Annotated in this window: 23 protein-coding genes; 12 read left to right on the top strand and 11 right to left on the bottom strand. The window is 65.4% G+C overall.

The genetic code is table 11. From position 1 onward, the window contains the following. The first annotated feature begins 12 nt into the window (after positions 1–12). From HV681_RS16300 to HV681_RS28130, 5 genes are all read left to right on the top strand, one after another. Positions 13–759 carry a sulfite exporter TauE/SafE family protein gene (locus tag HV681_RS16300; protein WP_175124036.1) on the top strand — a complete coding sequence of 249 codons (747 nt, stop codon included), beginning with the start codon at positions 13–15 and terminating at the stop codon, positions 757–759. A 72-nt stretch (positions 760–831) separates the two neighbouring features. Further along, a complete protein-coding gene (locus tag HV681_RS16305) occupies positions 832–1,056 on the top strand; it encodes a hypothetical protein (RefSeq protein ID WP_175124037.1) in 225 nt (74 codons plus the stop codon). A gap of 327 nt (positions 1,057–1,383) precedes the next feature. Beyond that, a complete protein-coding gene (locus HV681_RS16310) occupies positions 1,384–1,596 on the top strand; it encodes a hypothetical protein (protein ID WP_006218759.1) in 213 nt (70 codons plus the stop codon). A gap of 147 nt (positions 1,597–1,743) precedes the next feature. After that, a complete protein-coding gene (locus tag HV681_RS16315) occupies positions 1,744–2,850 on the top strand; it encodes an AGE family epimerase/isomerase (RefSeq protein ID WP_175124190.1) in 1,107 nt (368 codons plus the stop codon). 99 nt (positions 2,851–2,949) lie between these two features. After that, complete coding sequence (locus HV681_RS28130; protein ID WP_006388022.1) at positions 2,950–3,165, top strand: hypothetical protein; 216 nt, start codon at positions 2,950–2,952, stop codon at positions 3,163–3,165. 120 nt (positions 3,166–3,285) lie between these two features. Here HV681_RS28130 and HV681_RS16320 read toward each other — a convergent pair whose 3' ends face one another. Next, positions 3,286–4,221, bottom strand: a complete 936-nt coding sequence (locus tag HV681_RS16320; protein WP_175124038.1) for a LysR substrate-binding domain-containing protein — start codon at positions 4,219–4,221, stop codon at positions 3,286–3,288. Positions 4,222–4,326: 105 nt separating this feature from the next. On the opposite strand from HV681_RS16320, the gene HV681_RS16325 reads away from it, so the two are divergent. From HV681_RS16325 to HV681_RS16335, 3 genes are all read left to right on the top strand, one after another. Next, the gene (locus HV681_RS16325) at positions 4,327–5,316 is read left to right on the top strand and encodes a Bug family tripartite tricarboxylate transporter substrate binding protein (RefSeq protein ID WP_175124039.1); all 990 of its coding nucleotides are present in this window, start codon (positions 4,327–4,329) and stop codon (positions 5,314–5,316) included. A gap of 2 nt (positions 5,317–5,318) precedes the next feature. Further along, positions 5,319–6,197: an N-formylglutamate amidohydrolase gene (locus HV681_RS16330; RefSeq protein ID WP_175124040.1), complete on the top strand. Its 879-nt coding sequence runs from the start codon at positions 5,319–5,321 to the stop codon at positions 6,195–6,197. Between the two features lie 122 nt (positions 6,198–6,319). Then, positions 6,320–6,646 carry a hypothetical protein gene (locus HV681_RS16335; protein WP_175124041.1) on the top strand — a complete coding sequence of 109 codons (327 nt, stop codon included), beginning with the start codon at positions 6,320–6,322 and terminating at the stop codon, positions 6,644–6,646. Positions 6,647–6,753: 107 nt separating this feature from the next. On the opposite strand, the gene HV681_RS16340 is transcribed toward HV681_RS16335, so the two are convergent. Next, the gene (locus HV681_RS16340; protein WP_175124042.1) at positions 6,754–7,596 is read right to left on the bottom strand and encodes a LysR substrate-binding domain-containing protein; all 843 of its coding nucleotides are present in this window, start codon (positions 7,594–7,596) and stop codon (positions 6,754–6,756) included. A 111-nt stretch (positions 7,597–7,707) separates the two neighbouring features. On the opposite strand from HV681_RS16340, the gene HV681_RS16345 reads away from it, so the two are divergent. Then, positions 7,708–8,691 (top strand): bile acid:sodium symporter family protein, encoded by a 984-nt coding sequence (locus HV681_RS16345; protein WP_175124043.1) that lies wholly within the window; start codon positions 7,708–7,710, stop codon positions 8,689–8,691. A gap of 78 nt (positions 8,692–8,769) precedes the next feature. Here HV681_RS16345 and HV681_RS16350 read toward each other — a convergent pair whose 3' ends face one another. Both HV681_RS16350 and HV681_RS16355 read right to left on the bottom strand, forming a co-directional pair. After that, positions 8,770–9,156: a Rieske (2Fe-2S) protein gene (locus HV681_RS16350; protein ID WP_175124044.1), complete on the bottom strand. Its 387-nt coding sequence runs from the start codon at positions 9,154–9,156 to the stop codon at positions 8,770–8,772. Positions 9,157–9,207: 51 nt separating this feature from the next. Further along, positions 9,208–11,013 (bottom strand): ABCB family ABC transporter ATP-binding protein/permease, encoded by a 1,806-nt coding sequence (locus HV681_RS16355; protein ID WP_175124045.1) that lies wholly within the window; start codon positions 11,011–11,013, stop codon positions 9,208–9,210. Between the two features lie 270 nt (positions 11,014–11,283). On the opposite strand from HV681_RS16355, the gene HV681_RS16360 reads away from it, so the two are divergent. Next, entirely contained in the window at positions 11,284–12,108 is an 825-nt protein-coding gene (locus tag HV681_RS16360; protein WP_175124046.1) for an aldo/keto reductase, read from the top strand. A gap of 164 nt (positions 12,109–12,272) precedes the next feature. On the opposite strand, the gene HV681_RS16365 is transcribed toward HV681_RS16360, so the two are convergent. Next, the gene (locus HV681_RS16365; RefSeq protein ID WP_175124047.1) at positions 12,273–12,470 is read right to left on the bottom strand and encodes a hypothetical protein; all 198 of its coding nucleotides are present in this window, start codon (positions 12,468–12,470) and stop codon (positions 12,273–12,275) included. Beyond that, positions 12,467–13,639 (bottom strand): PepSY-associated TM helix domain-containing protein, encoded by a 1,173-nt coding sequence (locus HV681_RS16370; protein ID WP_175124048.1) that lies wholly within the window; start codon positions 13,637–13,639, stop codon positions 12,467–12,469. The genes HV681_RS16365 and HV681_RS16370 overlap by 4 nt, the downstream gene beginning before the upstream one ends. Before the next feature lie 191 nt (positions 13,640–13,830). On the opposite strand from HV681_RS16370, the gene HV681_RS16375 reads away from it, so the two are divergent. Beyond that, positions 13,831–14,544, top strand: coding sequence for a metallophosphoesterase (locus HV681_RS16375; RefSeq protein WP_175124049.1), 714 nt, complete (start codon positions 13,831–13,833; stop codon positions 14,542–14,544). A gap of 63 nt (positions 14,545–14,607) precedes the next feature. Here HV681_RS16375 and HV681_RS16380 read toward each other — a convergent pair whose 3' ends face one another. Both HV681_RS16380 and HV681_RS16385 read right to left on the bottom strand, forming a co-directional pair. After that, on the bottom strand, positions 14,608–17,226 hold the full coding sequence (locus HV681_RS16380) for a penicillin-binding protein 1A (RefSeq protein WP_175124050.1): 2,619 nt from the start codon (positions 17,224–17,226) through the stop codon (positions 14,608–14,610). Positions 17,227–17,323: 97 nt separating this feature from the next. Then, positions 17,324–18,139, bottom strand: coding sequence for an AraC family transcriptional regulator (locus tag HV681_RS16385; protein WP_175124051.1), 816 nt, complete (start codon positions 18,137–18,139; stop codon positions 17,324–17,326). Positions 18,140–18,323: 184 nt separating this feature from the next. Between HV681_RS16385 and HV681_RS16390 the strand changes: the two genes are divergently transcribed. Then, complete coding sequence (locus HV681_RS16390) at positions 18,324–19,577, top strand: MFS transporter (protein ID WP_175124052.1); 1,254 nt, start codon at positions 18,324–18,326, stop codon at positions 19,575–19,577. Between the two features lie 13 nt (positions 19,578–19,590). Here the strand turns inward: HV681_RS16390 and pgaD are convergent, their stop codons facing one another. Genes pgaD through pgaB form a run of 3 tightly spaced genes read right to left on the bottom strand, consistent with a single transcriptional unit; the run spans position 19,591 to position 23,401 of the window. Next, entirely contained in the window at positions 19,591–20,037 is a 447-nt protein-coding gene (pgaD, locus tag HV681_RS16395; RefSeq protein ID WP_175124053.1) for a poly-beta-1,6-N-acetyl-D-glucosamine biosynthesis protein PgaD, read from the bottom strand. Then, positions 20,034–21,371 carry a poly-beta-1,6-N-acetyl-D-glucosamine synthase gene (gene pgaC, locus HV681_RS16400; protein ID WP_175124054.1) on the bottom strand — a complete coding sequence of 446 codons (1,338 nt, stop codon included), beginning with the start codon at positions 21,369–21,371 and terminating at the stop codon, positions 20,034–20,036. Before pgaC ends, pgaD begins: the two co-directional genes overlap by 4 nt. Further along, positions 21,368–23,401, bottom strand: coding sequence for a poly-beta-1,6-N-acetyl-D-glucosamine N-deacetylase PgaB (pgaB, locus tag HV681_RS16405; protein WP_175124055.1), 2,034 nt, complete (start codon positions 23,399–23,401; stop codon positions 21,368–21,370). Before pgaB ends, pgaC begins: the two co-directional genes overlap by 4 nt. Between the last annotated feature and the right edge of the window lie 19 nt (positions 23,402–23,420).

A 23,420-nucleotide genomic window follows, 5' to 3' on the forward strand; every position in this document is an offset into this window, starting at 1 on the left:
CGCGCTGCAGATATGGACTCGTTATATGTAGTGGTCGTACTGGGGGCAATGGCCGCGGGCTTTGTGCAAGGCCTGTCGGGCTTTGGCTTCGGCATGGTGGCCATGTCGTTCTGGGCCTGGACCATTGACCCGCGGCTTGCTGCGGCGATGGCCGTGTTCGGCGCGTTGACCGGGCAGTTGCTGGCGGCTTTCACCGTGCGCCGCGGCTTTGCCATGGCGCATCTGCTGCCGTTCGTTGTCGGCGGATTGCTCGGCATTCCGCTCGGCGTGAAAGTGCTGCCGCATCTGGACCCCGTGGTGTTCAAGGCCTTCATCGGCGGACTGCTCGCCATCTGGTGTCCGATCATGCTGTTTGCCGCGCGCATGCCGCGCATCACGGTGGGGGGCAAGGTGGCCGATGGCGTGGCCGGCGCAATCGGCGGCGTCATGGGCGGGCTGGGCGGATTCACCGGCGTGATTCCCACGTTGTGGTGCACCTTGCGCGGCTTTGATCGCGACGTGCAGCGCGCGGTGATCCAGAACTTCAACCTGTCGATGCTGGCGGTGACGATGGCCAGTTATGTGCTGACCGGTGTCGTCACGCGCGACATGTTGCCGCTGTTTGCATTGATCGTGCCCGCAATGCTGGTGCCGACGATCTGGGGCACGCGCGTCTATGTAGGCATCAGCGATGTCGCGTTTCGCCGGGTGGTGCTGGGCTTGTTGACGATATCCGGCATCGCGTTGCTTGCGTCGTCAGTGCCCCGCCTGCTTGCCTGAGTGCCTCCGCCTGAGGGGCGGAAAGGGCTTGACGGCCGTGCTATCGTTGACAAATTCAAGAGAGAATCAGGCATGGCATTGCATCGTTTCGAAAAGGGCGAACTGGGACATTGGCTACGCGTCGTGGCCGACAACAACGAGCCCGGCGCGGTCCAGACCGAAGTGCCCGCGCACGTCGCCCAGGCGCTGGAAACCTTGCGCTGCATTGCATCCGGCGCCGATGGCCGCTGGGTCATCACCGACAAGGGCAGGCTCTCGCTGCGCATGGAAGAGCCGGGCGCCATCCATTTGCGCTAAGCCATTTGCGGTCTTCGCGGCGGTAAGACAATCGCCCGATTACGCAGTTCACCATATCCGTCATTTGAACAGCCGCAGGCAAAGTACTGCATGGTTGCGAATGTTTTCGCAGTATTTCGTGCTGGATGCCATCCCTACAGTGCGGCAAGGCATATCCTGAGACGGAATGTGGGAATTGACATCTTTCGGACGTATTCCACCCTGCGTCCGACCAGTAAGATGAACTTTGCGTGACGGATGCAGGTCTATTGTTTTGCGCGGGTAATTTTGTCCTGTCGCACGTCACGCGTGGTTCGCGCGTTTAGGTAACCGACTGGGAGGTAGCACATGCAGCATCGTGACCAGGAAGTACTGATCGACGTTTCCACAGCGGCCATGGATACCGGCGGATATGGCGTATTGCTGACGGTTACGGCTGAGGGCGGCACCGAAGTGGATGCCGCGTTTTCCCACTTGGGCAACTGCGCTTCGTTGGACGAAGCACGTGATCGCGCGGAAATCTTCGCGCAAAACTGGGTAGAGGAAAATATCTTCCGATAGGGCTTGCACCCTGGACGGAGCTGATCGGCACGACCGGTCTGTGTGTGCATGAGCACGTGGCGCATACCTTCGAGATGGCGACGACGATTTCGGTTATCGTTGCTGTTCCAAAACCTGGGGCCCTCGTCGGGTATGCGTCGTTCCAAGATGACTGCCGCACAGACCAATTCCTTTCTAGCGGATGATATCCGCGCGCTGCGGGCGCATTTTGATTCGGTCGTGTTGCCCATGTGGTTGGGCCGCGGTTTCAACGAAACGCTTGGCCTGCCTTACGAATCTCTGAATTCCGCCAGCGGTGAACCGTTGCCAGCAACGCGTTATCGCGCGATGGCTTGTGCGCGCCAGTTGTATGTTTTTGCGCAGGCGCCGGGCGAGGCGGCCGCGCAGCATGCGGACCGGTTGTTCGAATCCCTGCGCCGCGTGTTCCAGGACGAGCACGGCGGTTGGCGATACAGCGTCGATGCAGCGGGTCAGCCGCTGGACGATACGCAGGACCTGTACACGCACGCGTTCATCGTGCTGGCCGCTTCCGCCTATTTCCGGCGTAGCCGCAACGCGCAGGCGCGCAAGCTGATGCTGGCCACGGCGCGCACGATCGAGGCGCGTTTCAAGACCACAGATTCGCTGTATCACGCGGCGCTCAGCGCGGACTTTGCACAGCCGCTGAAACCGCCGGCGCAAAATCCGATGATGCATCTGACCGAAGCCTATCTGGCGGCGGCGCAGGTTGCCGAACCCGCCTGGTTTGCGCAGCATCTGCGCGAACTTGCGCAAGGCATCAGCCAGTTCTTCGTGCATGCGCCGACGCAATGCGTATCAGAGGCGTTGCAGGGCAGTGCTGCAAACCGGCTGGAGCCCGGCCATCAATTCGAATGGCTGTCTCTCGTGCACGAATCGGCGCAGGTGTTCGAAGGTCTGGACCTTGTAGAGTCCCTGCCGCGCGCCGTGCAGTGGTCGCGTGATCATGGCGTCGATGCCGCGGGCGTGATCGCATCGCTGGACGAGTCCGGCAAGGTGGCGGACAACACCCGCCGAATCTGGGCGCAGACGGAATATCTGAGGGCCCTGGCAGTGATGGGCGATCTACCCGCGCTGCAACCGGCGCTGGCAAATTTCCGCAGCCGCTTCCTGCACCCCACAGGTTGGAACGAATGCCTGGATACAAACGGAAACGTGATACGCGCCGACATGCCCTCCACATCCCCCTATCACCTGGCAACATGTTTGGCGGCGTTACAAAACGTTGTTTGCTAATCACGTTAACAATTTAGTTCCCCCTATGAAGGCGATTTAATAGAAAGACATTGGTGAAATCCCTTACAATTTGCTAACACTGTTTGTGGGGAAGCATCAATGAGCGTTATGTGTTTGGCTTGCCAACGCATTAATCCAGGACTTGCAGGCGTAGCGCCGCATTCGCACCTGGGACATCAAGGATTTACCAACCCAACGCAGAAAGGCCGGGAGGAAAGCCGCGAAGACCACTTCCGCTGCCTGAATTGCGGCGCGAAATGGCTGCGCGAGACCGACAAATGGGGCGTGGACCTGGGCTTCAAGCTCGCGCCCTGATCGGAATTCGCCGGCACTCGTACGACACGGGCCCCTTCATGGGGCCCGTTGCTTTTGGGGCGGAATTCGGCGTGCGGAAAGGTAAGGACGATAGCCGGCGCGGCGCGATGCGCGGGGCGTTCAGCAAGGGGCGCGTGCCGCCATGACATCGGGATCGCGGCTGGCGGTTTCCAGTAGCCATTGGCGGAAACAGGCGAGGGCGTAGTGATCGCGCCGCTGTGCGGGAGCGCACAGGTGATAACCGCGGTCGATGCGGATGACCAGTTCTGGAAAGGGCGCGGCGACCCGGCCCGCCTGCAGTTCGTCCCGGACCAGGCAGCGTTGCAGCACCGCGATGCCCATGTCGGCCATCACCGCGCGTATCAGGATGGAAACCTGATCAAACCCGTTCGACAGCGCGACGCTGCCGCGCGCCACGCCAGCCGCACTGAACCATTGCGACCAGTTTTCCTGGCCGTTGGTATGAAACAGCAGCGGCTCGCCGAGCAACCCCTGCGGCGTGCTCCACAGACCTTGGGCGTGACGTTTCGCCAGTCGCTCCGGATGGCAGATCACCACCATCTCGCGACCGATGACGTAGTCCGCGTGCCAGTTGGGCCACTGCGCCGGCGTGCCAGACAGGATGCTGGCATCCGGCGTGGCGCCGGAAAAGTCTTCGCTGCGGCGGTAGGCCGAAAAGCCGAGCTGGATGTTAGGGTGGCGCTGGTGGAAGTCCGGCAGGCGCGGCACAAGCCACGCGCTGGCTAACGTGGGAACAGAAGAAAGCGTCAAGCGCAGCCGCCGGTCGTCGGCGCGTAACTCCGTGCTGAGCGTTTCGATCGCCTGCAGCGGCGCCCGCGCGCCATCGTAGAGCTTGCGGCCGGTGTCGGTCAGCGTGAGGCCGTGCGCATTCCTGTGCATGAGAGGCTGGCCGAAGTGCGCCTCCAGGCGCGAGATGGCACGGCTGATGGCACCCTGCGTGACGCACAGCACTTGCGCAGCCTGAGTGAAGCTGCCCAGCCTGGCCGCCGTCACGAAGGCATGCAGCTCGGACATCGACGGCGAATGCAGACGCATCTAGCATGACCTTTGGTAATGAAGGAGTGCAATATAGTCGTTTGAAAGGGGATCGTAAAGTTTGGACACTGGCGGCCTTCAGAACAACAACCCAGGAGTCGCCTCATGTCCCGCCGTCTTTTTGGCCGTTCCGCGCGCTTTTCGCTCGCCGGCATGTTTGCCACGTTGTCCTTCTGCGGCGTCACGCATGCCGCCGACTATCCCGCGCGTCCGATCAAGCTGATGGTGCCGTTCGCGGCGGGCGGTTCGACGGACATCGTGGCCCGCCTGGTGGCTGAGTACGCAGGGCGGGATCTGAAGCAGACCATCGTGGTGGAGAACAAGGCTGGCGCTGGCGGATCGCTGGGCATGGAACAGGTGGCGCGGTCGACACCGGACGGGTACACCATCGGCATGGCGACCATGAGCACGCACGGGTCGAATCCGGCCGTGTTCCGCAAGATGAACTATGACCCCGTCAAGGACTTCGTGCCGGTGGCCAATGTGCTGGCCGTGCCCAGCATCTTTGCGATCAATCCGAACATTCCGGCCAGGAACATGGCCGAATTCGTGGCGCTGGCCAAAGGCGCGCCCGAGCGCTACAGCTTCGCGTCGCCGGGCGTGGGCTCGCTGGGACACGTGAACATCGAGAATTTCATGATGCTGTCCGGCATCAAGTTGCTGCACGTGCCTTATCGGGGCGCGGGTCCGGCGTTGAACGACGTGATGGGCGGGCAAGTGGATGCGATCACGGACAATCTGTCGTCGACGTTGCCGCAGGTGCTGGGCGGCAAGCTGCGTCCGCTGGCCGTGCTAGGCGCCGAACGTTCGCCCTTGCTGCCCGACGTGCCCACGTATATCGAACTTGGCTATCCCGACATGGGCACGGGCGGCTGGTTTGGTCTGGTGGCGCCCGCCGGCACTCCGCAAGCGGTGGTGGAGCGTCTGAACAAGGCCGTTCGCGTGGCGATGGAAAACCCGGAATTCCGCAAGAAGGCCGAAGACGTGGGTGGTACGCTGATGCCCACGACGCCGCAAGAATTCCAGGTGCAGATCGACCAGGCTTTGGCCCGTTATGCAAAAGTGGCCAAGACCGCCAACATCCAGGCTGATTGACGATGACGACCGCCGACTTCCCCGCTGTTTCCGTTCATGAACCCATCGGGCCCGCGTTGCCGTTGGTCTGTGATTCGCCGCATAGCGGCGAGCGTTATCCCGACGATTTCGGGGCCTCGGCCACGCTGGCGCAATTGCGCCAGGGCGAGGACACGCACGTGGACGCGTTGTGGTCGGCGGCGCCCGCACTGGGCGCCACGCTGGTGGCTGCCAATTTTCCGCGCGTCTACATCGACCCGAATCGCACGTTGCAGGATCTGGATCCGGAACTGCTGGCCGAGCCCTGGCCCGAGCCGCTGGATCCCGGCGAGAAGACGCGGTTGGGCAAGGGCCTGATCTGGCGGCGCATGGACAAGGCCACGCCGATCTATGACCGCAAGCTGACGCTGGCGCAGGTGCGCCATCGGATCCAGGCGTACTACGAGCCTTATCACGCGGCGCTGGCCAAGGCGATCCGGCACGTCGAGGAACGTTTTGGCGCCGTGTGGCACCTCAATCTGCATTCGATGCCGAACGATGCCTACGAGCGGCTTGGACGTCACAGCGAGCATCCCCTTGCGGACTTCGTGCTGGGCGATCGGGACGGCACGACGTGCGAGCCGGAGTTCATTGCATTGATTGAGACGGCGCTGCGCGACAAAGGCTATACCGTGGCGCGCAACGATCCGTACAAGGGCGTGCAACTCATCGCGCAGATCGGCCAGCCGGCGTTGAACCGGCACAGCCTGCAAGTCGAGATCCGGCGTCCGCTTTACATGGACGAGGCGACGCGCGAACGCAATGCCGGCTTCGATTTGCTGCGCGCCGATCTGTCGCACGTGCTGGAACAGGTGGCGGCCTTCGTACGGGTACGCGCACAGGCGATCGCGTCGACAAAATAGAGTCGCTTGCATAACGGCGCGCGGACCGGCATTTTGCGGACGTTGCTCCCTTAAGTTTCCTTGCCGCAGGCCGTTGTGCAACGTGTCGGTGCGCTTGCATGAATGCGCTCAAGGAAACCGCAATGTCCGAGAAGATCATCAATGGATTTTCAGTGGTCGCGTATGCGACCCAGCCCGAGGGGCGCATCCCGCCGCGTGCGTTTCTGGAGACGCGGCGTCTGCCTGTAAAACCCGCCGCGCCTGCGAACACTTCCGTAACTGCGACGACCGCCGAAGACGCGGATCCCACCGCGGAGCAGGCCGCGCCGGAACCCGAAAGCCTGGCGTTCGAGATTTTCGTGAGCCGGCGTTTTCGCAGCACGATCGAAGCGATGTCGGCTGCGCGCAACGCGCTGGACCGCGTGAAATCCGTTGATGCGGACGGCGTTCCGGAGCCGCTGCCGGAGTAGTTTCTCGACCGCGGCAAGCCGGGGTACGAGGCGGTGCCTTTGCTCAAGCAGCCGCAGGCGCTGCACGGCAGCATCGAGCACACGCGCTCCGCGCCGCAATAGGGGCGTCAGGTCAGGGTGCTGCGCATGAGGATCTCGGTCAACGCGCGCGTGGGTTTGCCCGGCGAGGGGGCCGAGATGACGATGAATTCCACGGGCGGCAGCGTGGGCAGGTTGGCCGCGCCCGCGGGCGCCGACAGGCCTGCAGTGGACAGGTGCGAGGGCTGCACGGTGATGCCCAGTCCCGCGCGGGCTGCTGCCTGGCAGCCCGCGTAACTGGTGCTGGTGCAGACGATCTGCCAGCTCCGGCCCGCGCGGGCCAACGCGTCAAGCGCCAGCGTGCGCGTCACGCTGGGCTCGCGCAACAGGATCAACGGAAGGGGCTCGTCGGGATCCACGCGCAGACCTTCCTTCGCGCGCCACAGCAGCGCCTCCTTGTGCAACGTCTGGCCGCGCCGGTCGCCGCGCCTGCGCTTGCCGATCATCACGTCCAGGCGGTTGTCGTCCAGCAGCTTGTAGAGGTCGGTGGTGACACCGATGGTCAGGTCCAGCTCGACTTCGGGATGCGCCAGGCGAAACGCCGCCAGCACATCGGGCAGGGGACCCATCGCCAGATCGTCGGAGGTGCCCAGCCGGATCCGTCCGCGCAGGCGGGGCGCATCGAAGAGGCGCTCGGCCTTTTCGTGCGCGGCCAGGATGATCTCGGCATGCACGAGCAGGCTGCGGCCGTCGCTGGTCAGCGCGAGTGAGTGGGTGTCGCGCTGGAACAGGCGGCGATTCACGGCCTGTTCGAGTTGGCGGATGTGCTCGCTGACGGTGGGCTGGGTCAGGCCCAGCCGGCGCGCGGCTTCGGTGAAGCTGGGCGCGCCTGCGGCGGCGGCGAAGGTCTTGAGCCAGAGCGGGTTCAGCATGGGCGGGATGCGGTCATAGGGATTTCAAATGACAGTTAAAGTACCCAGTGGCCTTCACGATGGCAAGGGCCGCGCCTATAGTGGGCGCAACTTTCTGAACACGCCTTTGCCATGCGCCGCTTCCTGCCAGACCAATTCACCCTCATCCTGATCGCCACCGTGGCGTTCGCCAGCTTTCTCCCGGCGGTGGGCAAGGGCGCCACGTTCATGATGGTGGCGAGCAACGTGGCGATCTCGCTCCTGTTCTTCCTGCACGGGGCGCGGCTGTCCACCGATGCCATCGTGTCCGGCGTGAAGGACGTGCGCCTGCATGGGCTGATCCTGGCCTGCACCTTTCTGTTGTTCCCCGCGCTGGGCCTGGGACTGCGCGCGCTGTTTCCCGGGCTGCTGACGCCGTCGCTGTGGATCGGCGTGCTGTTCGTCTGCACGCTCTCGTCCACCGTGCAGTCGTCGATCGCCTTCACGTCGATGGCGCGCGGCAACGTGCCGGGGGCGATCTGCGCGGCGACGGCCTCCAATCTGCTGGGCACCGTGCTGACGCCGCTGCTGGTGGCGGTGCTGCTGCATCGGCAGGGCGGCGGGCATGGCCTGGCCGACGCTGGCCGCATCCTGCTGCAGCTGCTGCTGCCGTTTGCGGTGGGCAGCCTGCTGCGGCCGTGGATCGGGGCGTGGGCGCTGCGCAATAGCCGCACGCTGTCCAAGGTGGATCGCAGCTCGATCCTGCTGGCGGTCTACACCGCGTTCAGCGAGGCGGTCGCCCAGGGCATCTGGCATGCGTTCCCGGCCATCGACCTTGCCACGATGGTGCTGGTGAATGCCTTGTTGCTGGGATCGGTGCTGTTGATCACGACGTGGGGCAGCCGCAAGCTGGGGCTGAGCAAGGAGAACGAGATCACGCTGGTGTTCTGCGGATCGAAGAAGTCGCTGGCGTCCGGAATTCCGCTTGCGACCGTGCTGTTCGGCACGTCGCAGATGGGCGTGGTGGTGTTGCCCTTGATGATCTTTCACCAGATGCAGCTCATGGTCTGCGCGGTGCTGGCGCGGCGTTATGCCGAGCGGGCGGAGCCGGTGCAGGCGGTGGCGGTCCGGGCGTAAAGCTGGGCGCAAATCGGGGCGCAATTCCGGGCGAAAAGCCGGGCGCAATTCCGAACCATTGCGCCGCGCCAAAATCGATCAGGCGGCCGCGTCCGCAGGAAGGATCTTGCCCGCCGGCTGCCAGTAGACGCTGCCGTCGCGCTCGGACACGTCCAGCGCGGTGAGGCGTCCGTTTCGACAGGGGCCGCCCACGCACAGGCCCGTGTCCGGCTGGTAGGTGGCGCCGTGGCGGGCGCACATGATGAGGTCGCCGGCGCGGGTGAAGAAGCTGCCTTCCCAGTCCAGTTCGACGCCGACGTGGGCGCAGCGGTTCAGGTAGCCATGCACCCGGTCCTGGTAGCGCACAAAGAAGGCGGTGGTGCGGCCCGCGCCATCGGTCACGGGCACCTTCACGCCGAGGCCGCCGTTGACCAGATCGCCGGCGGCGCAGACGCGGACTTCAGGGAGGGTGGGGGAATCCTGCATGGGAGGCCTGGCAATCAAAGGGTGCGATGTTCGGATAGGGGGCGCGGCTTGTCAATCCGCCGGCGCCGCCCGGGCGCTTTCCTGCTGGCGGGCCCACATGCCGGCGTAGATGCCGGCCTGGGCCAGCAACTGCGGATGGCGGCCGCGTTCGACGATGCGGCCATCGGCCAGCACGATGATCTCGTCCGCGTCCCCCACCGTGGACAGGCGGTGCGCGATGATCAGCGTACTACGGCCCTGGCTGACTTCGCGCAGGTTGGCCTGGATCTCGCGTTCCGTGTGGGTGTCCAGCGCGCTGGTGGCCTCGTCGAACAGGAATATGGCCGGATTCTTGAGGATGGTGCGGGCAATCGCCACGCGCTGCTTTTCGCCGCCCGACAGCTTCAGGCCGCGTTCGCCCACCATCGTGCCGTAGCCGTCCGGCATGGTCAGGATCAGGTCGTGGATGTGAGCAAGGCGCGCGGCGGCCTCGATTTCAGCGTCCGTGGCGCCCGGCCGGCCGTAGCCGATGTTGTAGCGGATGGTGTCGTTGAACAGCACCGTGTCCTGCGGCACCACGCCGATGGCCGCGCGCACGCTGGCCTGCGTGACGTCGCGTACGTCCTGGCCGTCGATCAGGATGGCGCCGCTGTCGGTGTCATAAAAGCGGAACAGCAGCCGCGCGATGGTGGATTTTCCTGCGCCGGAGGTGCCCACCACGGCCACCGTCTTGCCGGCGGGAATCGAGAAGCTGACACCTTTCAGGATGGCGCGGCGCGGGTCATAGCCGAAGTGCACGTCGCGGAACTCCACCGCGCCGCCCGATACCTGCAGCGGCGCGGCGCCGGGACGGTCCGCCACTTCGCGATCCTGGCCCAGCAGCTCGAACATGCGCTCCATGTCGATCAGCGCCTGCTTGATCTCGCGGTAGATGAAGCCGAAGAAGCTGAGCGGCGTGTAGAGCTGCAAGAGATACGTGTTGACCAGCACGAAATCGCCCAGCGTGTAGCGGCCCTCGGCGATGCCGTTGGCCGCCATCCACATCACCAGCGTCAGTCCCGTGGAAATGATGAGGGCCTGGCCGACGTTCAGGATCGACAGGCTGACCTGGCTGCGCACGGCGGCGCGTTCGTAGCGGGTGAGCGAGGCGTCGTAGCGCCGGGCCTCGTGTTCTTCGTTGCCGAAATACTTGACGGTCTCGTAGTTCAGCAGGCTCTCGATGGCCTTGGTGTTGGCCTCGGAGTCGGTTTCGTTCATCTGGCGCCGGAACTTGGCGCGCCATTCCGTCACGGCAAGCGTGTAGGCCATGTACAGCACGACGGTGGCGCCAGTGGCCAGCGCCAGCCAGCCGTCGAACATCTTCCACAGCACGATGCAGACCAGGCTGATCTCGAAGAACGTGGGCAGGATGTTGAACAGCAGGAACGACAGCAGTGTCTGGATGCCCTTGGTGCCGCGTTCGATGGCGCGGTTCAGCCCGCCGGTCTGACGCGCCAGGTGAAAGCGCAGCGCCAGACCGTGCAGGTGGCGGAAGATCTGCAGGCCAACCGAGCGGATCGCGTGCTGGCCGACGCGCGCGAAGATGGCATCGCGCAGTTCCGAGAACAGCAGCGACAGCACGCGGGCGGTGCCGTAGGCGAGGATCAGGCCGAGCGGCACCGTCACCGTGCCGGGCGCGCCCTTGCCCAGTTCGTCGACCGCCTGCTTGTACAGCAGCGGCACGTAGACGGTTGCGGCCTTGGCGGCGAACAGGCACAGCAGCGCCGCCACGACGCGGACCTTCAGGCCGGTCTTGCCGGGCGGCCACAGGTAGGGAAACAGCGTGCGAAGCGTGGCAAGTCCGCCGCCCTTGCCGGGCCGCGTTTCAGGAGAATTCATGATCGGGATGCTGGGTTTGGGGCCGCCTCCGACAGGGGAGTTAGGCCGTTTGCAGGGCATTATGAGGCACCAGCGGTAATATTTGAGGGATAACCCCTGGTACGGAAGCACCAGCATCGGGGGATTGAAGGCTGTATTGCGACACGGGCGCAGCACGTCGGGCCCGTTTCTTTCTCTTCCAACCGGGGGTCCGGCCGGCTGCTCCCCTGGTTGCGCGACCGGGCGCGTTTTCGCCGCGCCTGGATCGCGTCGCTTGCTACGGAGGGTCTTATGGCGAAGGTTCCCGCAGTGAAATTGAACGACGGAGGCAAGATTCCGCAGTTGGGCCTGGGCGTCTGGCAGGTGCCGGACGATCAGGCAGCGTCCAGCGTGAAGGAAGCGCTGGCGGCAGGTTACCGGTCGGTGGACACGGCGGCGATCTACGGCAACGAGGCAGGCGTGGGCGCGGGCCTGCGGTCGGCCGGCGTGGCGCGCAAGGACCTGTTCATCACCACCAAGCTCTGGAACGACAAGCACGGCTACGACGACGCGCACAAGGCGATGGACGAAAGCCTGGAGAAGCTGGGGCTGGCGTACGTGGACCTGTACCTCATCCACTGGCCGGTCGCGGGCAGCGAGAAGTTCCTGGACGCCTGGCGCGCCATGATCGAGATGAAGGAAGACGGCCGCGCGCGCGCGATCGGCGTGTCGAACTTCACGCAAGCCAATCTGGAACGCCTGATCGACGCGTCCGGCGTCACCCCCGCCGTCAACCAGATCGAGCTGCATCCGGGGTTCACGCAGAATGCGCTGCGGGCCTTTCATGCGCGGCATGGCATCGTGACCGAGTCCTGGAGTCCGCTGGCGCAAGGCAACATCACGAAGGAAAAGGTGATCCTGGACCTGGCGCAAAAGCACGGCAAGTCGCCCGCGCAGGTGACGCTGCGCTGGCATCTTCAGCACAACCTGGTCGTGATACCGAAGTCCGTCACGCCCGAGCGCATCCGCGAGAACATCGACGTGTTCGACTTCGAGCTGTCGGCGGCGGACATGGCGGCCATCGACGGCATCAAGGAAGGTCCGCGCCTGGGCCCGGATCCCGAGAAGTTCGCGTAGGGGAAGCAGCCCCGGCGGGTGGCGCGGCGAGCGGGGCCGCGCAGCCGGCCGGGGTAAGTGTCCGGCCTTGATCGGCGGGGCCGTCATTGGCCGAGCCGCGATTGGCGGGGCCGCCATCGGCCGGGCGACGGTCTGCGCGACTGCCGTCCGCCCAACCTGTTCGGCTAGTGCTTGAGCGGGAACACCCAGTACCGCACGATGACCACGAGCAGGATGCTCAGCGCGGTCCAGGACGCCCAATGCCAGGCGCCGGTGCCCAGCAGGGCCGCCAGCAAGCCAAAGATGCTGAGCACGCCCAGCAGGATCGGCACGCCCCACACGAACAGGAAGCCCCGGCTGCCTTTACTCGTTGAGCGGCTCATGCGGGCGTCCTTTGCGGGGCCGCAGCCTGGTGTTTCTTGATGAGTTCGTTGATGCGCGCTTCGGTGGCGCGGCGCCGGGCCAGCCACAGATACAGTCCGCTCACCAGCACCACGATGGTGACGAGATCCAGCAGCGCCCAGATGATCTTGAGCGGCAGGCCGCCGTAATCGCCGAAGTGCAGCGGCCGCGAGACTTCCAGCGCGGTCAGATACCACGGCATTTTCGCCACTGTCGTCAGCGCACCGGTCCGGCCGTCAATCAGCACGGGCGTGTTCAGCTTGGACGTCAGGGGCGAGTCGCCACGCATCCACGCAATGAAGTGCTGCGGGCTGCCGAAGGCGTTGCCGGGGAAGGAGATGAAAGAAACCTCGTTGCCCGGCATGGCCTTGCGCGCGGTGTCCGCCACCAACTGCGCCGACGCGAGCTGCGTGGGGATGGGCTGACCCTTGTAGGGTTCCAGCACGCGCGGCAGTTCGGTGGATTGCCACAGGCGGAAGAGCGGCGTGGACAGTTCGTTGATGACGCCGGTCAAGCCCACCACCAGCGCCCACACCAGCGTCACGATGCCGAGCAGGTTGTGCAGGTCCAGCCATTTCAGGCGCGTCGAGCGCGTGGCGCGCACGGTGCCGAATTCCAGCTTCTTCATGAAGGGGCCGTACAGCACGACGCCGGACACGATGGCCACGCAGAACAGCAGGCCCATGAATCCCAGGAACAGCTCGCCGGTCAGGCCCGCGAACAGGTCCACGTGCAGCGCCAGCATGATGCCCATGAACGAAAACTTGTCTTCGGTATAAAGCGGGCCGTCGAGCAGCACATCGCCCGTGCGGGCATCCATGCGGATCGCGTGGCCCGAGGCCAGTCCGTCGCCGGGCGTCTTCGCCATGCCGACGAAGACCTGCGGCTCATCCGGGTCGAACGACAGGTAGTCGACGACTTCGTTCGGGTACATGGCTCGCGCGTTGGCCACGAGCTTGTCCAGGTTGGCGGGCGGGGTGTCCGCAGGCACCGCGGACAAGGGCTTGCCGTCGTCGAGCCAATGCTCGATCTCGTGATGAAACACGAGCGGCAAACCGGTCAGACAGATGATGAGCAGGAAGATCGTGCAAACCAGGCTGGTCCATTTATGGACGAGATACCAGGTTTTGATGGTGGACGCGGCGGTCATGGCGACGGCGGGAAGCGGCTTGGCGCCACTCCTTTTCAGGGCAGTACGGGAAAGGAGAAAACATTATCACGAACAAGTTCGATTCTCGTAACGCTATTTGACCCTTTCGGTAACGAGGCTGGCCGTGGGGACGGACCAAAGCGGGTTAAAAAGAAGGGTCAGATTTTTCCTTGCGGTATTCCCGAATCATCATGGAGCAGCGTTTTCTCAAGGTTCCGCGCAACGAATCCGGCCGCGATTTTGCGGTAGGCGATGTGCATGGACATTTTTCACGCCTGCAACAGGCGCTGGATGAATTGGGGTTCGACCCCACCCGCGACCGGCTTTTTTCCGTGGGCGATCTGGTTGACCGTGGACCCGAGAACGAGGCTGCGCTGGACTGGCTGGCCAAGCCCTGGTTCTACGCGGTGCAAGGCAACCACGAGGACTACGCGATTCGTCACGTGCGCACCGGCAAGGTGGACGTGACGAACTGGCGCGGTTATGGCGGTGGCTGGTTTCTGGATCTGCCCGCCGAGCGGCAGCAGGTGTTTGCCGAAGCCTTTACCCAATTGCCGATTGCCATCGAAGTGGAAACGTCGTCGGGCGCGGTCGGACTGCTGCATGCCGACTGCCCGGTGTTGTTCTGGCCCCGGCTGGAGTCCGCGTTGCAGGACCGCTATAAGCGCACCAGCGCGGCGTGCCAGTGGTCGCGCGACCGTCTGCGCCAGATGGACCGAACCGGCATCCTGGGCGTGCGGGCGGTGGTGGCGGGGCACACCCCGGTGGCGTCGCCGCTGGCGCTGGGCAACGTGTATCACATCGATACCGAAGGCTGGAACGGTGGCTATTTCACGTTTCTGAATCTTGAATCCCTGCAGGCGTGGCCTCGCGAGGTCGTGACCGAGGCCGCAGCCGCCGAGTAGGGCGATCACAACGCAAAGAAAAACGGGCGCCAAGGCGCCCGTTTTTGCGTGATGCGCAGCCCTTTACAGCGGCCGGGCAGTCACGGCGCCGGGGGCAGTTACCGCGCTGGCGCTTACGCCCGCCGAGTCGACTGGCGCGGCTGCGGCAGGGACAGCTGGCGTCTGCACGCCGCCCGCAGCGGGCATGGCCTGCGCCTGCGGAACGGGGGCGGCGTCTGCGCGGGGCACGGGGATCGGCATCAGCGGCGGCTGGATCGGACTGCCTTCGGGAGCCGCGGCGCCGCCGGGAGGCAGCGGCTTGACCGAGGTGTCGACGCCGTCGGTCGAGCGGTTGTTGTTCAGGAAGTCGGTCAGCGCGTCGCCGGAAGACAGGTCCAGCGAGGCCACCGCCTGGCCCGGCGGGAATTCGGAGAAATAGTATTCGCCGTTGTCGACCAGCAGGCCGTCGGGGCGCGGCGCCGGCTTGGCTTGCGGCACGTCCTTCAGGACGGGCTGCATATAGTCCAGCCAGGTGGAGAGCGCCAGGCCGCTGCCGAACTCGTTGGTGCCCAGCGACTTCGGCTGGTCAAAGCCCATCCAGACGGTGGTGGCCAGCGTCTGCGTGAAGCCCGAGAACCAGACGTCCACGGCGTCGTTCGTGGTGCCGGTCTTGCCGCCGATGTCGTTGCGCTTGAGCACCTGATGCGCACGGGCGGCGGTGCCGTTGACCGTGACATCGCGCAGGATGTCGTCCATGACCCAGGCGGTGCGCGGGTCGATGGCGCGAGCCTGCGCGTCGCCGGCCACGACGGGCTGGGTCTTCATCAGCACATTGCCGGAGCGGTCCGTGACGTGGTCGATGAGGTAGGGCGTGACGCGGTAGCCGCCGTTGGCAAACACGCTGTAGCCATTGACGACCTGCAGCGGCGTGGCGCCACCCGCGCCCAGCGCAAGCGGCAACACGGCCGGCCAGCGTGATTTATCGAAGCCGAAGCGCGTCAGGTAGTCCTGTGCGTACTGCGGTGAAATCGCCTGCAGGATGCGGATCGACACCATGTTCTTGGAGCGCATCAACCCCTGGCGCAGGGTCAGCATGGGTTCGTACTTGTTGCCGTCGTTCTTGGGCTGCCAGGCCTTGGAACCGGTCTGCTCGGCCGTCAGCATGAAGGGCTGATCGGAGATCTGCGTGGCGGGCGTCAGGCCCCGTTCCAGCGCAGCCGCATAGACGAACGGTTTGATGTTCGAGCCCGGCTGGCGCCATGCCTGCGTGACGCGGTTGAAGTGGCCGCGGTTGAAGTCGAAGCCGCCGATCATGGCGCGGATGGCGCCATCCTGCGGCACCATCGACACCAGCGCAGCCTGCAGCGCCGGCATGTTGATGATTTCCCAGTTGTCGCCGTTCTTGTGGATGTAGACGACCGAACCGCGCCGGATGCGCTGGGTGTCGCTGGCCTTGGGATTGAGCGCGCGGGCGACGACCGCCAGGGCCTTCTTGTCCGAAATGGTGATGATGTCGCGCCCGCTGCGCGCCACGGTGACTTCAGTGGGGCTGGCGGCCAGCACGACGGCGGCAAGCAGGTCTTCGCTGTCGGGCGACTTTTCCTGCACGCCGTCCAGGATCTCGTCGAGCGCCTGGGGGTCCTGTTCCACGCCGTCGGGCAGCTCGACCTGGTCTTCCGGGCCCGGATAGACGGCGCGGCGGGTGTAGTCGATGATGCCGTCGCGCACGGCGCGGTAAGCCGCTTCCTGCGCCTTGGAATCGATCGTGGTGTAGACGTCGATGCCCGACGAGTAGGTGTTCTCCTGGAACACGCCATACATCAGCTGGCGGGCCAGTTCTGCCGGATAGTCGCCGTGCACCGCAAAGCCGCGCGTGCTGCTGCCGTCCGCGCCGCGGATCGTGATGCGCTGTTGCAGGGCTTCGTCGGTCTGCTCCGGCGTCAGGTAGCCCAGCGTCTTCATGCGGCCCAGCACGTAATGCTGGCGGATCTCGGCGCGCGGGTAATTGGTGATCGGGTTGAAACGCGAGGGCGCCTTCGGAATGCCGGCCAGCATGGCGGCTTCGGCGGGCGTGACCTCCGACAGCGGCTTGCCCAGGTACGTGCGCGAGGCGGCCGCGAAACCATAGGCGCGATGGCCCAGGTAGATCTGGTTCATGTAGAGCTCGAGGATCTGGTCCTTGGTGAGCTCGGATTCGATCTTGAACGTCAGCAGCAGTTCGTAGAACTTGCGTGAATAGGTCTTTTCGGACGACAGGTAGAAGTTGCGCGCGACCTGCATCGTGATCGTGCTGCCGCCCTGGGACTTGGAACCCTTGACGATGTTGGTCAGCACGGCGCGTGCGACGCCCATCCAGTCGACGCCGCCGTGGCTGTAGAAACGGTCGTCCTCGGCCGCCAGAACGGCCTGCCGCATTACCGGGGGGATTTCGTCGAAACGCAGCACGTTGCGGTGCTCTTCGCCGTATTCGCCGATGAGCACCTTGTCCGCGGTGTAGATGCGCAGGGGCACGCGTGGCCGGTAGTCGGTCATCGCGTGCAGGTCGGGCAGGCTGGGCCACGCCAGGGCCAGTGCGAGGCCAAGCACGACGGCGCTGCACACGGCTGCGCCGGCGGCGGCGATGCCCGCTTTAACCAGGAGAGGTTTCCAGGGGAGGCCCGATTTGCCGCCCGGGTTGGCGGAGGATTGCTGGGGATTGCTCATTGCAGGCGATTCTAGGGCAGAACGCTATAGACCGCCCAGGGCGCAATAAGGTTTCGGTAACGAAATCTGCCCATGTGAGTGGATATTCAGCTTTTGTTCAGGTTGGCGAGGCCCCGGGGACGGATTGCAGATAACGCTGGGGTGGGGCGCCCAGTGCCCGATGAAACATGGCGGAGAAGGCGCTGGCGCTGCGGTAGCCGAGGTCCGCCGCAATGCGCGCCACTGGCACGCCCATCGACAGCCGGCACACCGCATCAGCCAGCCGCACCTGCTGCACCCACTGTCTGTAATTCAGTCCTAGTTCGGATTGAAACAATCGGATCAGCGTGCGCGCACTGGCGCCGACTTCGCTTCCCCAGTCCTCGATGCCGCGTTGCAGGCCGGGCTGGTCCAGAATGGCCGCGCAGATGGCTTGCAGGCGCCGGTCGCGCGGCCACGGGATCTGAATGGGCACGATGCGCGCGGCGGCCAGCTCAGCCAGGATCAACCCCGCGATCTGCTCGACCCGTCCCCCGAGCGGGTAGTCGATGGGCTCGGCCGTCAACGCCAGAATCAATTCCCGCAGCAGGCCGCTGACCTCGATCACCTGGCACTCGGGCCAGTAGTCCCGGGCCGCGTCGGCCTGAATGTAAAGGGAACGCATCGAGACCGCGCCGACCATGTCGACGCCGTGCGGCACGCCCGCCGGCACCCATAGCGCGCGCAGCGGCGGCAAGGCCCAGAAGCCGCTGGGCGTGGTGACGCGCATCACGCCTTCGACGGCATAAATGAGCTGGGCGCGCGGGTGCGTATGGGGACCGGTCTGCGCGCCGGGGGAAAATTCCTTGGCCATCGCCGTGACGACGCGCGGACGATGCTGGTAGTCCTGCGCGTTGATGCTGCGGGCGGGATCGGGGGGAGGGCGGACGACCATGGTGTCACTTCCGACAAAAGGATGAGGAGGCGCCGGGAAGCGCATGGCGCCTATTCTGCCATTGGGTTGGCATAGCGGTTGTCACTTTCTCGACGAAAAATGGCAGATCGCGCCGGCGCCGGATTTCTACACTGATGCCTGGTTCCGGCGTGTGGCCGGCTTGTCCATTTTCTTCGTGCGACTCATGAACTCCGTCCAGAATCCCGCTGCCGGCCTGTCTGCCTCGACCTCTGCCGCAGGGTCGCCCGCCGCGGGATCGCCCGCCGCCTCCGATCCCTCCACCGCCTTCAAGGTGCTGGGCGCGATCAGCGTGGCGCATCTGATGAACGACATGATCCAGTCGATCCTGCTCGCCATCTATCCCATGCTCAAGGACTCGTTCAGCCTGACGTTCACGCAGATCGGGCTGATCACGCTGGTCTACCAGCTTGCCGCGTCGCTGCTTCAGCCGTTCATCGGTTTCTATACCGACCGGAACCCCAAGCCGTACTCGCTGCCCGTGGGCATGGGCTTCACGCTGGTGGGCTTGTTGATGCTGTCGACGGCGCCGTCGTTTGGCTGGCTGCTGGTGGCGGCGGTGCTGGTGGGCACGGGCTCGTCGGTGTTCCACCCGGAATCGTCGCGCGTGGCGCGCATGGCGTCGGGCGGGCGGCACGGGCTGGCGCAGTCGCTGTTCCAGGTGGGCGGCAATGTGGGGTCGGCGTTGGGGCCGCTGTTGGCCGCGCTGTTCATCATTCCGCACGGGCAGGGCAGCGTGGCGTGGTTCTCGCTGGCGGCGCTGTTCGGCATCGTGGTGCTGATGTGGATCGGGCGCTGGTATGGCGCCAACCGCGTGCTGCTCAAACCGCGTGCGCGGCGCGAGGGCGCGGGCAACGGGTTGACGCGCAATCAGGTGCTGGGCGCGTTGGGCGTGCTGGGCGTCCTGGTGTTCTCGAAGTATTTCTATCTGGCCAGCCTGAACAGCTATTTCACCTTCTACCTGATCGACAAGTTCGCGCTGTCGGTGCGCGAGGCGCAGCTGTATCTCTTCCTGTTCCTGGCCGCCGTGGCGGTGGGCACCGTGGTGGGCGGACCGGTCGGCGACCGCATCGGCCGCAAGATCGTGATCTGGGTGTCGATCCTGGGCGTGGCGCCTTTCACGCTGATGCTGCCGCACGCCAATCTTTTCTGGACGGGCGTGCTCGTCGTCATCATCGGCGTGGTGCTGGCGTCGGCCTTCTCCGCGATCGTGGTCTATGCCCAGGAGCTGGTTCCGGGCAAGGTGGGCATGATCGCGGGCCTGTTCTTCGGCTTTGCCTTCGGCATGGGCGGCCTGGGCGCTGCGGTGCTGGGCAGGGTGGCCGATGCCACCAGCATCGGCTACGTCTATCAGTTGTGTGCGTATCTGCCGCTGCTGGGCGTGGTGGCGATTCTGTTGCCGAAGATGCGGCGGGTGTAGGCCCGCCGTTCCGTCAGCCCGCCCGCAGCGATTGCAGGCGCGGCAGGCGGTGCTCGATGCCGTCGATCTGTCCCGCGCTGCCGTGGTGGATCACGGCGACGCGGGTGGCGCGCAGTTGCGTCAACTGGTCGGCGCTGACTTCAAAGCTCTTGGCCAGGCGCTGGTCGGTCAGCGGACGGATCGGCTTGCGGCGGTCCTTGCCGCCGAAGCGGCGGTGGTTGTACACGGCCCACGCCACGAGCACCGCCGCGTTGACCACGGCCAGCACGGCGTAGCCCCACAAGGTCTGCACAGTCGGCAGAAAGACGGGCAGCAGCGGCGCGTCCGGGCCGCTGGCGGCCCCGCGCAGAATGGCCAGGATGCCGGCGCCAAACAGGTAGACGAACGCGAACCAGCCAAAGGCGGTCAGCGCGAAGTCGAACAGATAGCCCGCGCGCGAGCGTTGCGTGGTGATGATCATGATGCCTCCGGTGATTTGATGCCGCGGTCGGGACTGGTCCAGCGGGCGCGCTGGGCCTGCTTGCGCAGCATGACCTTGGGGAAACTGACCAGCGTGGTGAAGAGGCTCACCATCCAGTAGGCCAGCGGATACCAGATGACCCAGTAGAGCGCGCGCGCCAGGCCCGGCTCATAGCGGCGGTCGATCAGGATGCTGACGGCGAACTGCAGCAGGCACACGACCGCCAGCATCATGCCGGTGAAGGCCGGCGGCAGCAGGCTGGCGATCTGCATGTTGTTGGGCAGCGCGACGATCTGGCTGATCAGCCACAGCACCACCGACAGTCCAAACGCAAACGCCCAGGCCGTCGACAGGCAGAACTCGGCCATCAGCGGCCACAGCCGGCGGTGGCGCCAGTTCCAGATCGAGCGCAGGTTCTTCAGGAACACCTCCGCGCCGCCCTGCGCCCAGCGCAGCCGCTGCTTCCACAATCCGCGCAGCGTCTCGGGCATCAGGATCCAGCACAGTCCGCGCGGTTCGTAAAAGATGGACCAGTGGTCGCGCTGCAGCTTCCAGCTGATGTCGATGTCTTCGGTGATCATGTCCAGGCTCCAATAGCCCGCGCGGTCCAGCGCCACGCGGCGGAAGGCCGCGACGACGCCCGACACCGTGAAGACCTGCCCGTACACGCGCTGCGTGCGCTTGATGAGCCCGATGATCGACGAGAACTCGCCGACCTGGATGCGCCCGATCAGGGTGGAGCGAGTGCGGATGCGCGGGTTGCCCGTGACGGCGCCCACGCGCGGGTTGTCGATCAGCGGCGCCACCAGATAGGCGGCGGCATCGGGGTCGAGCAGGGCGTCGCCGTCGATGCAGACCAGGTATTCGCTGCGGGCCGCCAGTGCGCCCATGCGCAGCGCCATGGCCTTGCCCTGGTTCTGCGCCAGATGCACCACGCGCAGGCGCGGGTGTTCGGCGGCCATGCGGTCCAGCAGCGCGGCCGTGCCGTCGGTCGACCCGTCGTTGATGGCGATGACTTCGATGTGCGGATAGTTCTGGTTCAGGGCGGCCAGCAGGGTTTCTTCGCCGTTGTCGGCTTCGTTGAAGCACGGCACCAGAATCGACACCAGCGGCGAGCCGGCCAGTTCGGGCGGGGTGCGCTCAGACCCCCACGCCCAGTGGCGTTCCCAATGCCACCAGAAATAGATGCCGCCAGCCATCCACATGCCGGACATGAACAGCGGATAGAAGAACACGAAGCCCAGCAGCGCTTCGCCGGTCAGCATCAAAGTGAATCCAAACGGCGCGCCGAGCACCGCGCAGAGAATCAGCAGGGCAATCAATCGATCAGTCATTGGAGGGGATACCAGGCTTCGGAGATGGCGGGCCGGATGCCTTGCAACCGGGGCTGGTCTTGCGAGAAGTCGTCGGGGTAGTAGCCGAAGCTGCGGGCGCCGCGCAGTTGCACGCGGCGCATCCAGCCGGCCAGCACGTCGGTGTCCACCGGTGTGGCGTCGGGCCGGCCGGGGCCGGTGCGCCAGTCGCGGCTTTGCAGTTCGAACACGGTCCTGGACAGCGCGCCGGGCCGGCGGGCGACGGTGTCGACCAGTGCGTCCAGCCACGCGTTTTCCTTGCCGGGCGCCACGTTTTCCATCAGCGGCATCGCCATCGGCGCGGTCCAGTCGTAGGCGGCCAGAAAGTCGTCCAGGTTCTGGGCGAACCAGGTTTCGCTTTCCGGATTCAGGATGGGCTGGGCGTAGATGTTGCGGGCCGTCTTGATCTGCGGCCCACGCACGGCGCGCACCTTTTCTGCGAGCGCCATGGTGAAGTCCACCAGATGGCGGCTTTTGTAGCGGGTCCAGCGCTGCATCGTGTCCGGATCCGCACGAAGTTCCGCGATGCTGCCCGGCAGTCCGGCCGCGCGGTACGCGGCCAGCGCGCCGGGGCTGGCGTCCTCGAAGTCCGACAGCAGCGCGTCGTCGTGGAACAGGATGCCGTCGAAGATCGCCTGGCGCGCCAGGTCTTCGTACAGATCGCCGATGCGCGCGCGCACGGTGGCGTCAAAGGGCGACAGGCGGCGGTACTGGTCCGGGTCGGGCGCCACCTGTCCGGTGTCCGGATCCCAGCGCTCGACGCGCGGCAAGGCCGGGTCCATGTCGAAGGCCAGCACGGGCATCCAGGCGTAGACCATCACGTTGGCGCGGTTGTGCAGTTGCCAGGCGGCACGGTTGAAGAGGTCTGCGCGCATCGGCAGCCAGCGGTTCGGGAAGTACAGCGACTTCACCAGCCCATCGCCCTGCGGGTCGGAATAGGCCTGCAGGAACACCGTGTTGATCTGCATGTCCAGGATGCGCTGCACCAGCACGCCCAGGTTGCGGTCGGTCTGTTCCGGGTCCGGGTCGTAGACGTAGTCCAGATCGATGTGCGCGACGCGCATGAAAGGGTCGGCCTCCATGCCCACCACGCTGTTGGCAAAGGACTTGAGCGCCGGATCGCTGGCCAGCAGCATGCGCGGCGTGGACATCAGGCGGGACAGGCGCCCGGGGCCGTCTTCCAGCGTCAGCGCCATCTCGTAGCCGTTCTCGGCGGTGATGCGCAGCGTGGAGCCGCCTTCCGCGCCATAGGGCCAGACCCACACGCGGGGCTTCTTGCCGGTGGCCGCGCGGATCTTTTCCGTGATGGCGGCCACGTCGCGGCCCATGCGGGCGTCAAACTGCGCCTCGGTCTCGTACTGGCCGGTGCGCGCATCAAAGGCTCGGATTGCAGCGGCCGGCTCAGTGTTGCCCTGCGGATTGGCCAGCGCGCCGTAGTGCGAGGCGTCCGTGTGCGCGGCGATTTCCACAAGCCCGGAGCGCGAAATCTCGCGGATCTCGTCCCAGTTCAAAAAGCGGTTGCGGGCCTCGGGCGTGCCGCCGAAATCCACCGGGCGGTCGGACGGGGTGTCCATCCAGACGCCCACGGGCGCCAGCAGCGCCGGCCATCCGTAGGCTTTCAGGATGGGCAGCACGCGGGTGTGGAAGCTGCGATAGCCGTCGTCGAACGACAGCAGCACGGCGCGGTCGGGCAGCGGCTTGCCGCCTTGCCGGGCGGCCAGGATCTGATCCACCGACACGGCCTCATAGCCGTTGGCGCGCAGCCAGGCCAGCTGTTCAGCGAGCCGGTCCGTGCGCACGCTGAGAAAGGCCTGATCGGGGTCGTCGTCTTCAACGTCGTGATAGGCCAGGGCCAGGAACTGGCCATTGACCCACGGTTTGTCGATGGCCGCGACCGGGCGTTCGGCGGGCGGCGTGTAGACGGGGATGTCCTTGGCGCAGGCGGTCAGCGCCAGAATCATGAGGAACAGGATGCCGGCCAGGAGCAGCCGGGTATGCAGTTTGAGCATCATGTCGTTTCCGGAAAAGCCA

This window comes from Achromobacter animicus, from assembly GCF_902859585.1.
In the GTDB taxonomy this organism is placed as follows: Bacteria; Pseudomonadota; Gammaproteobacteria; order Burkholderiales; family Burkholderiaceae_B; genus Achromobacter; species Achromobacter animicus.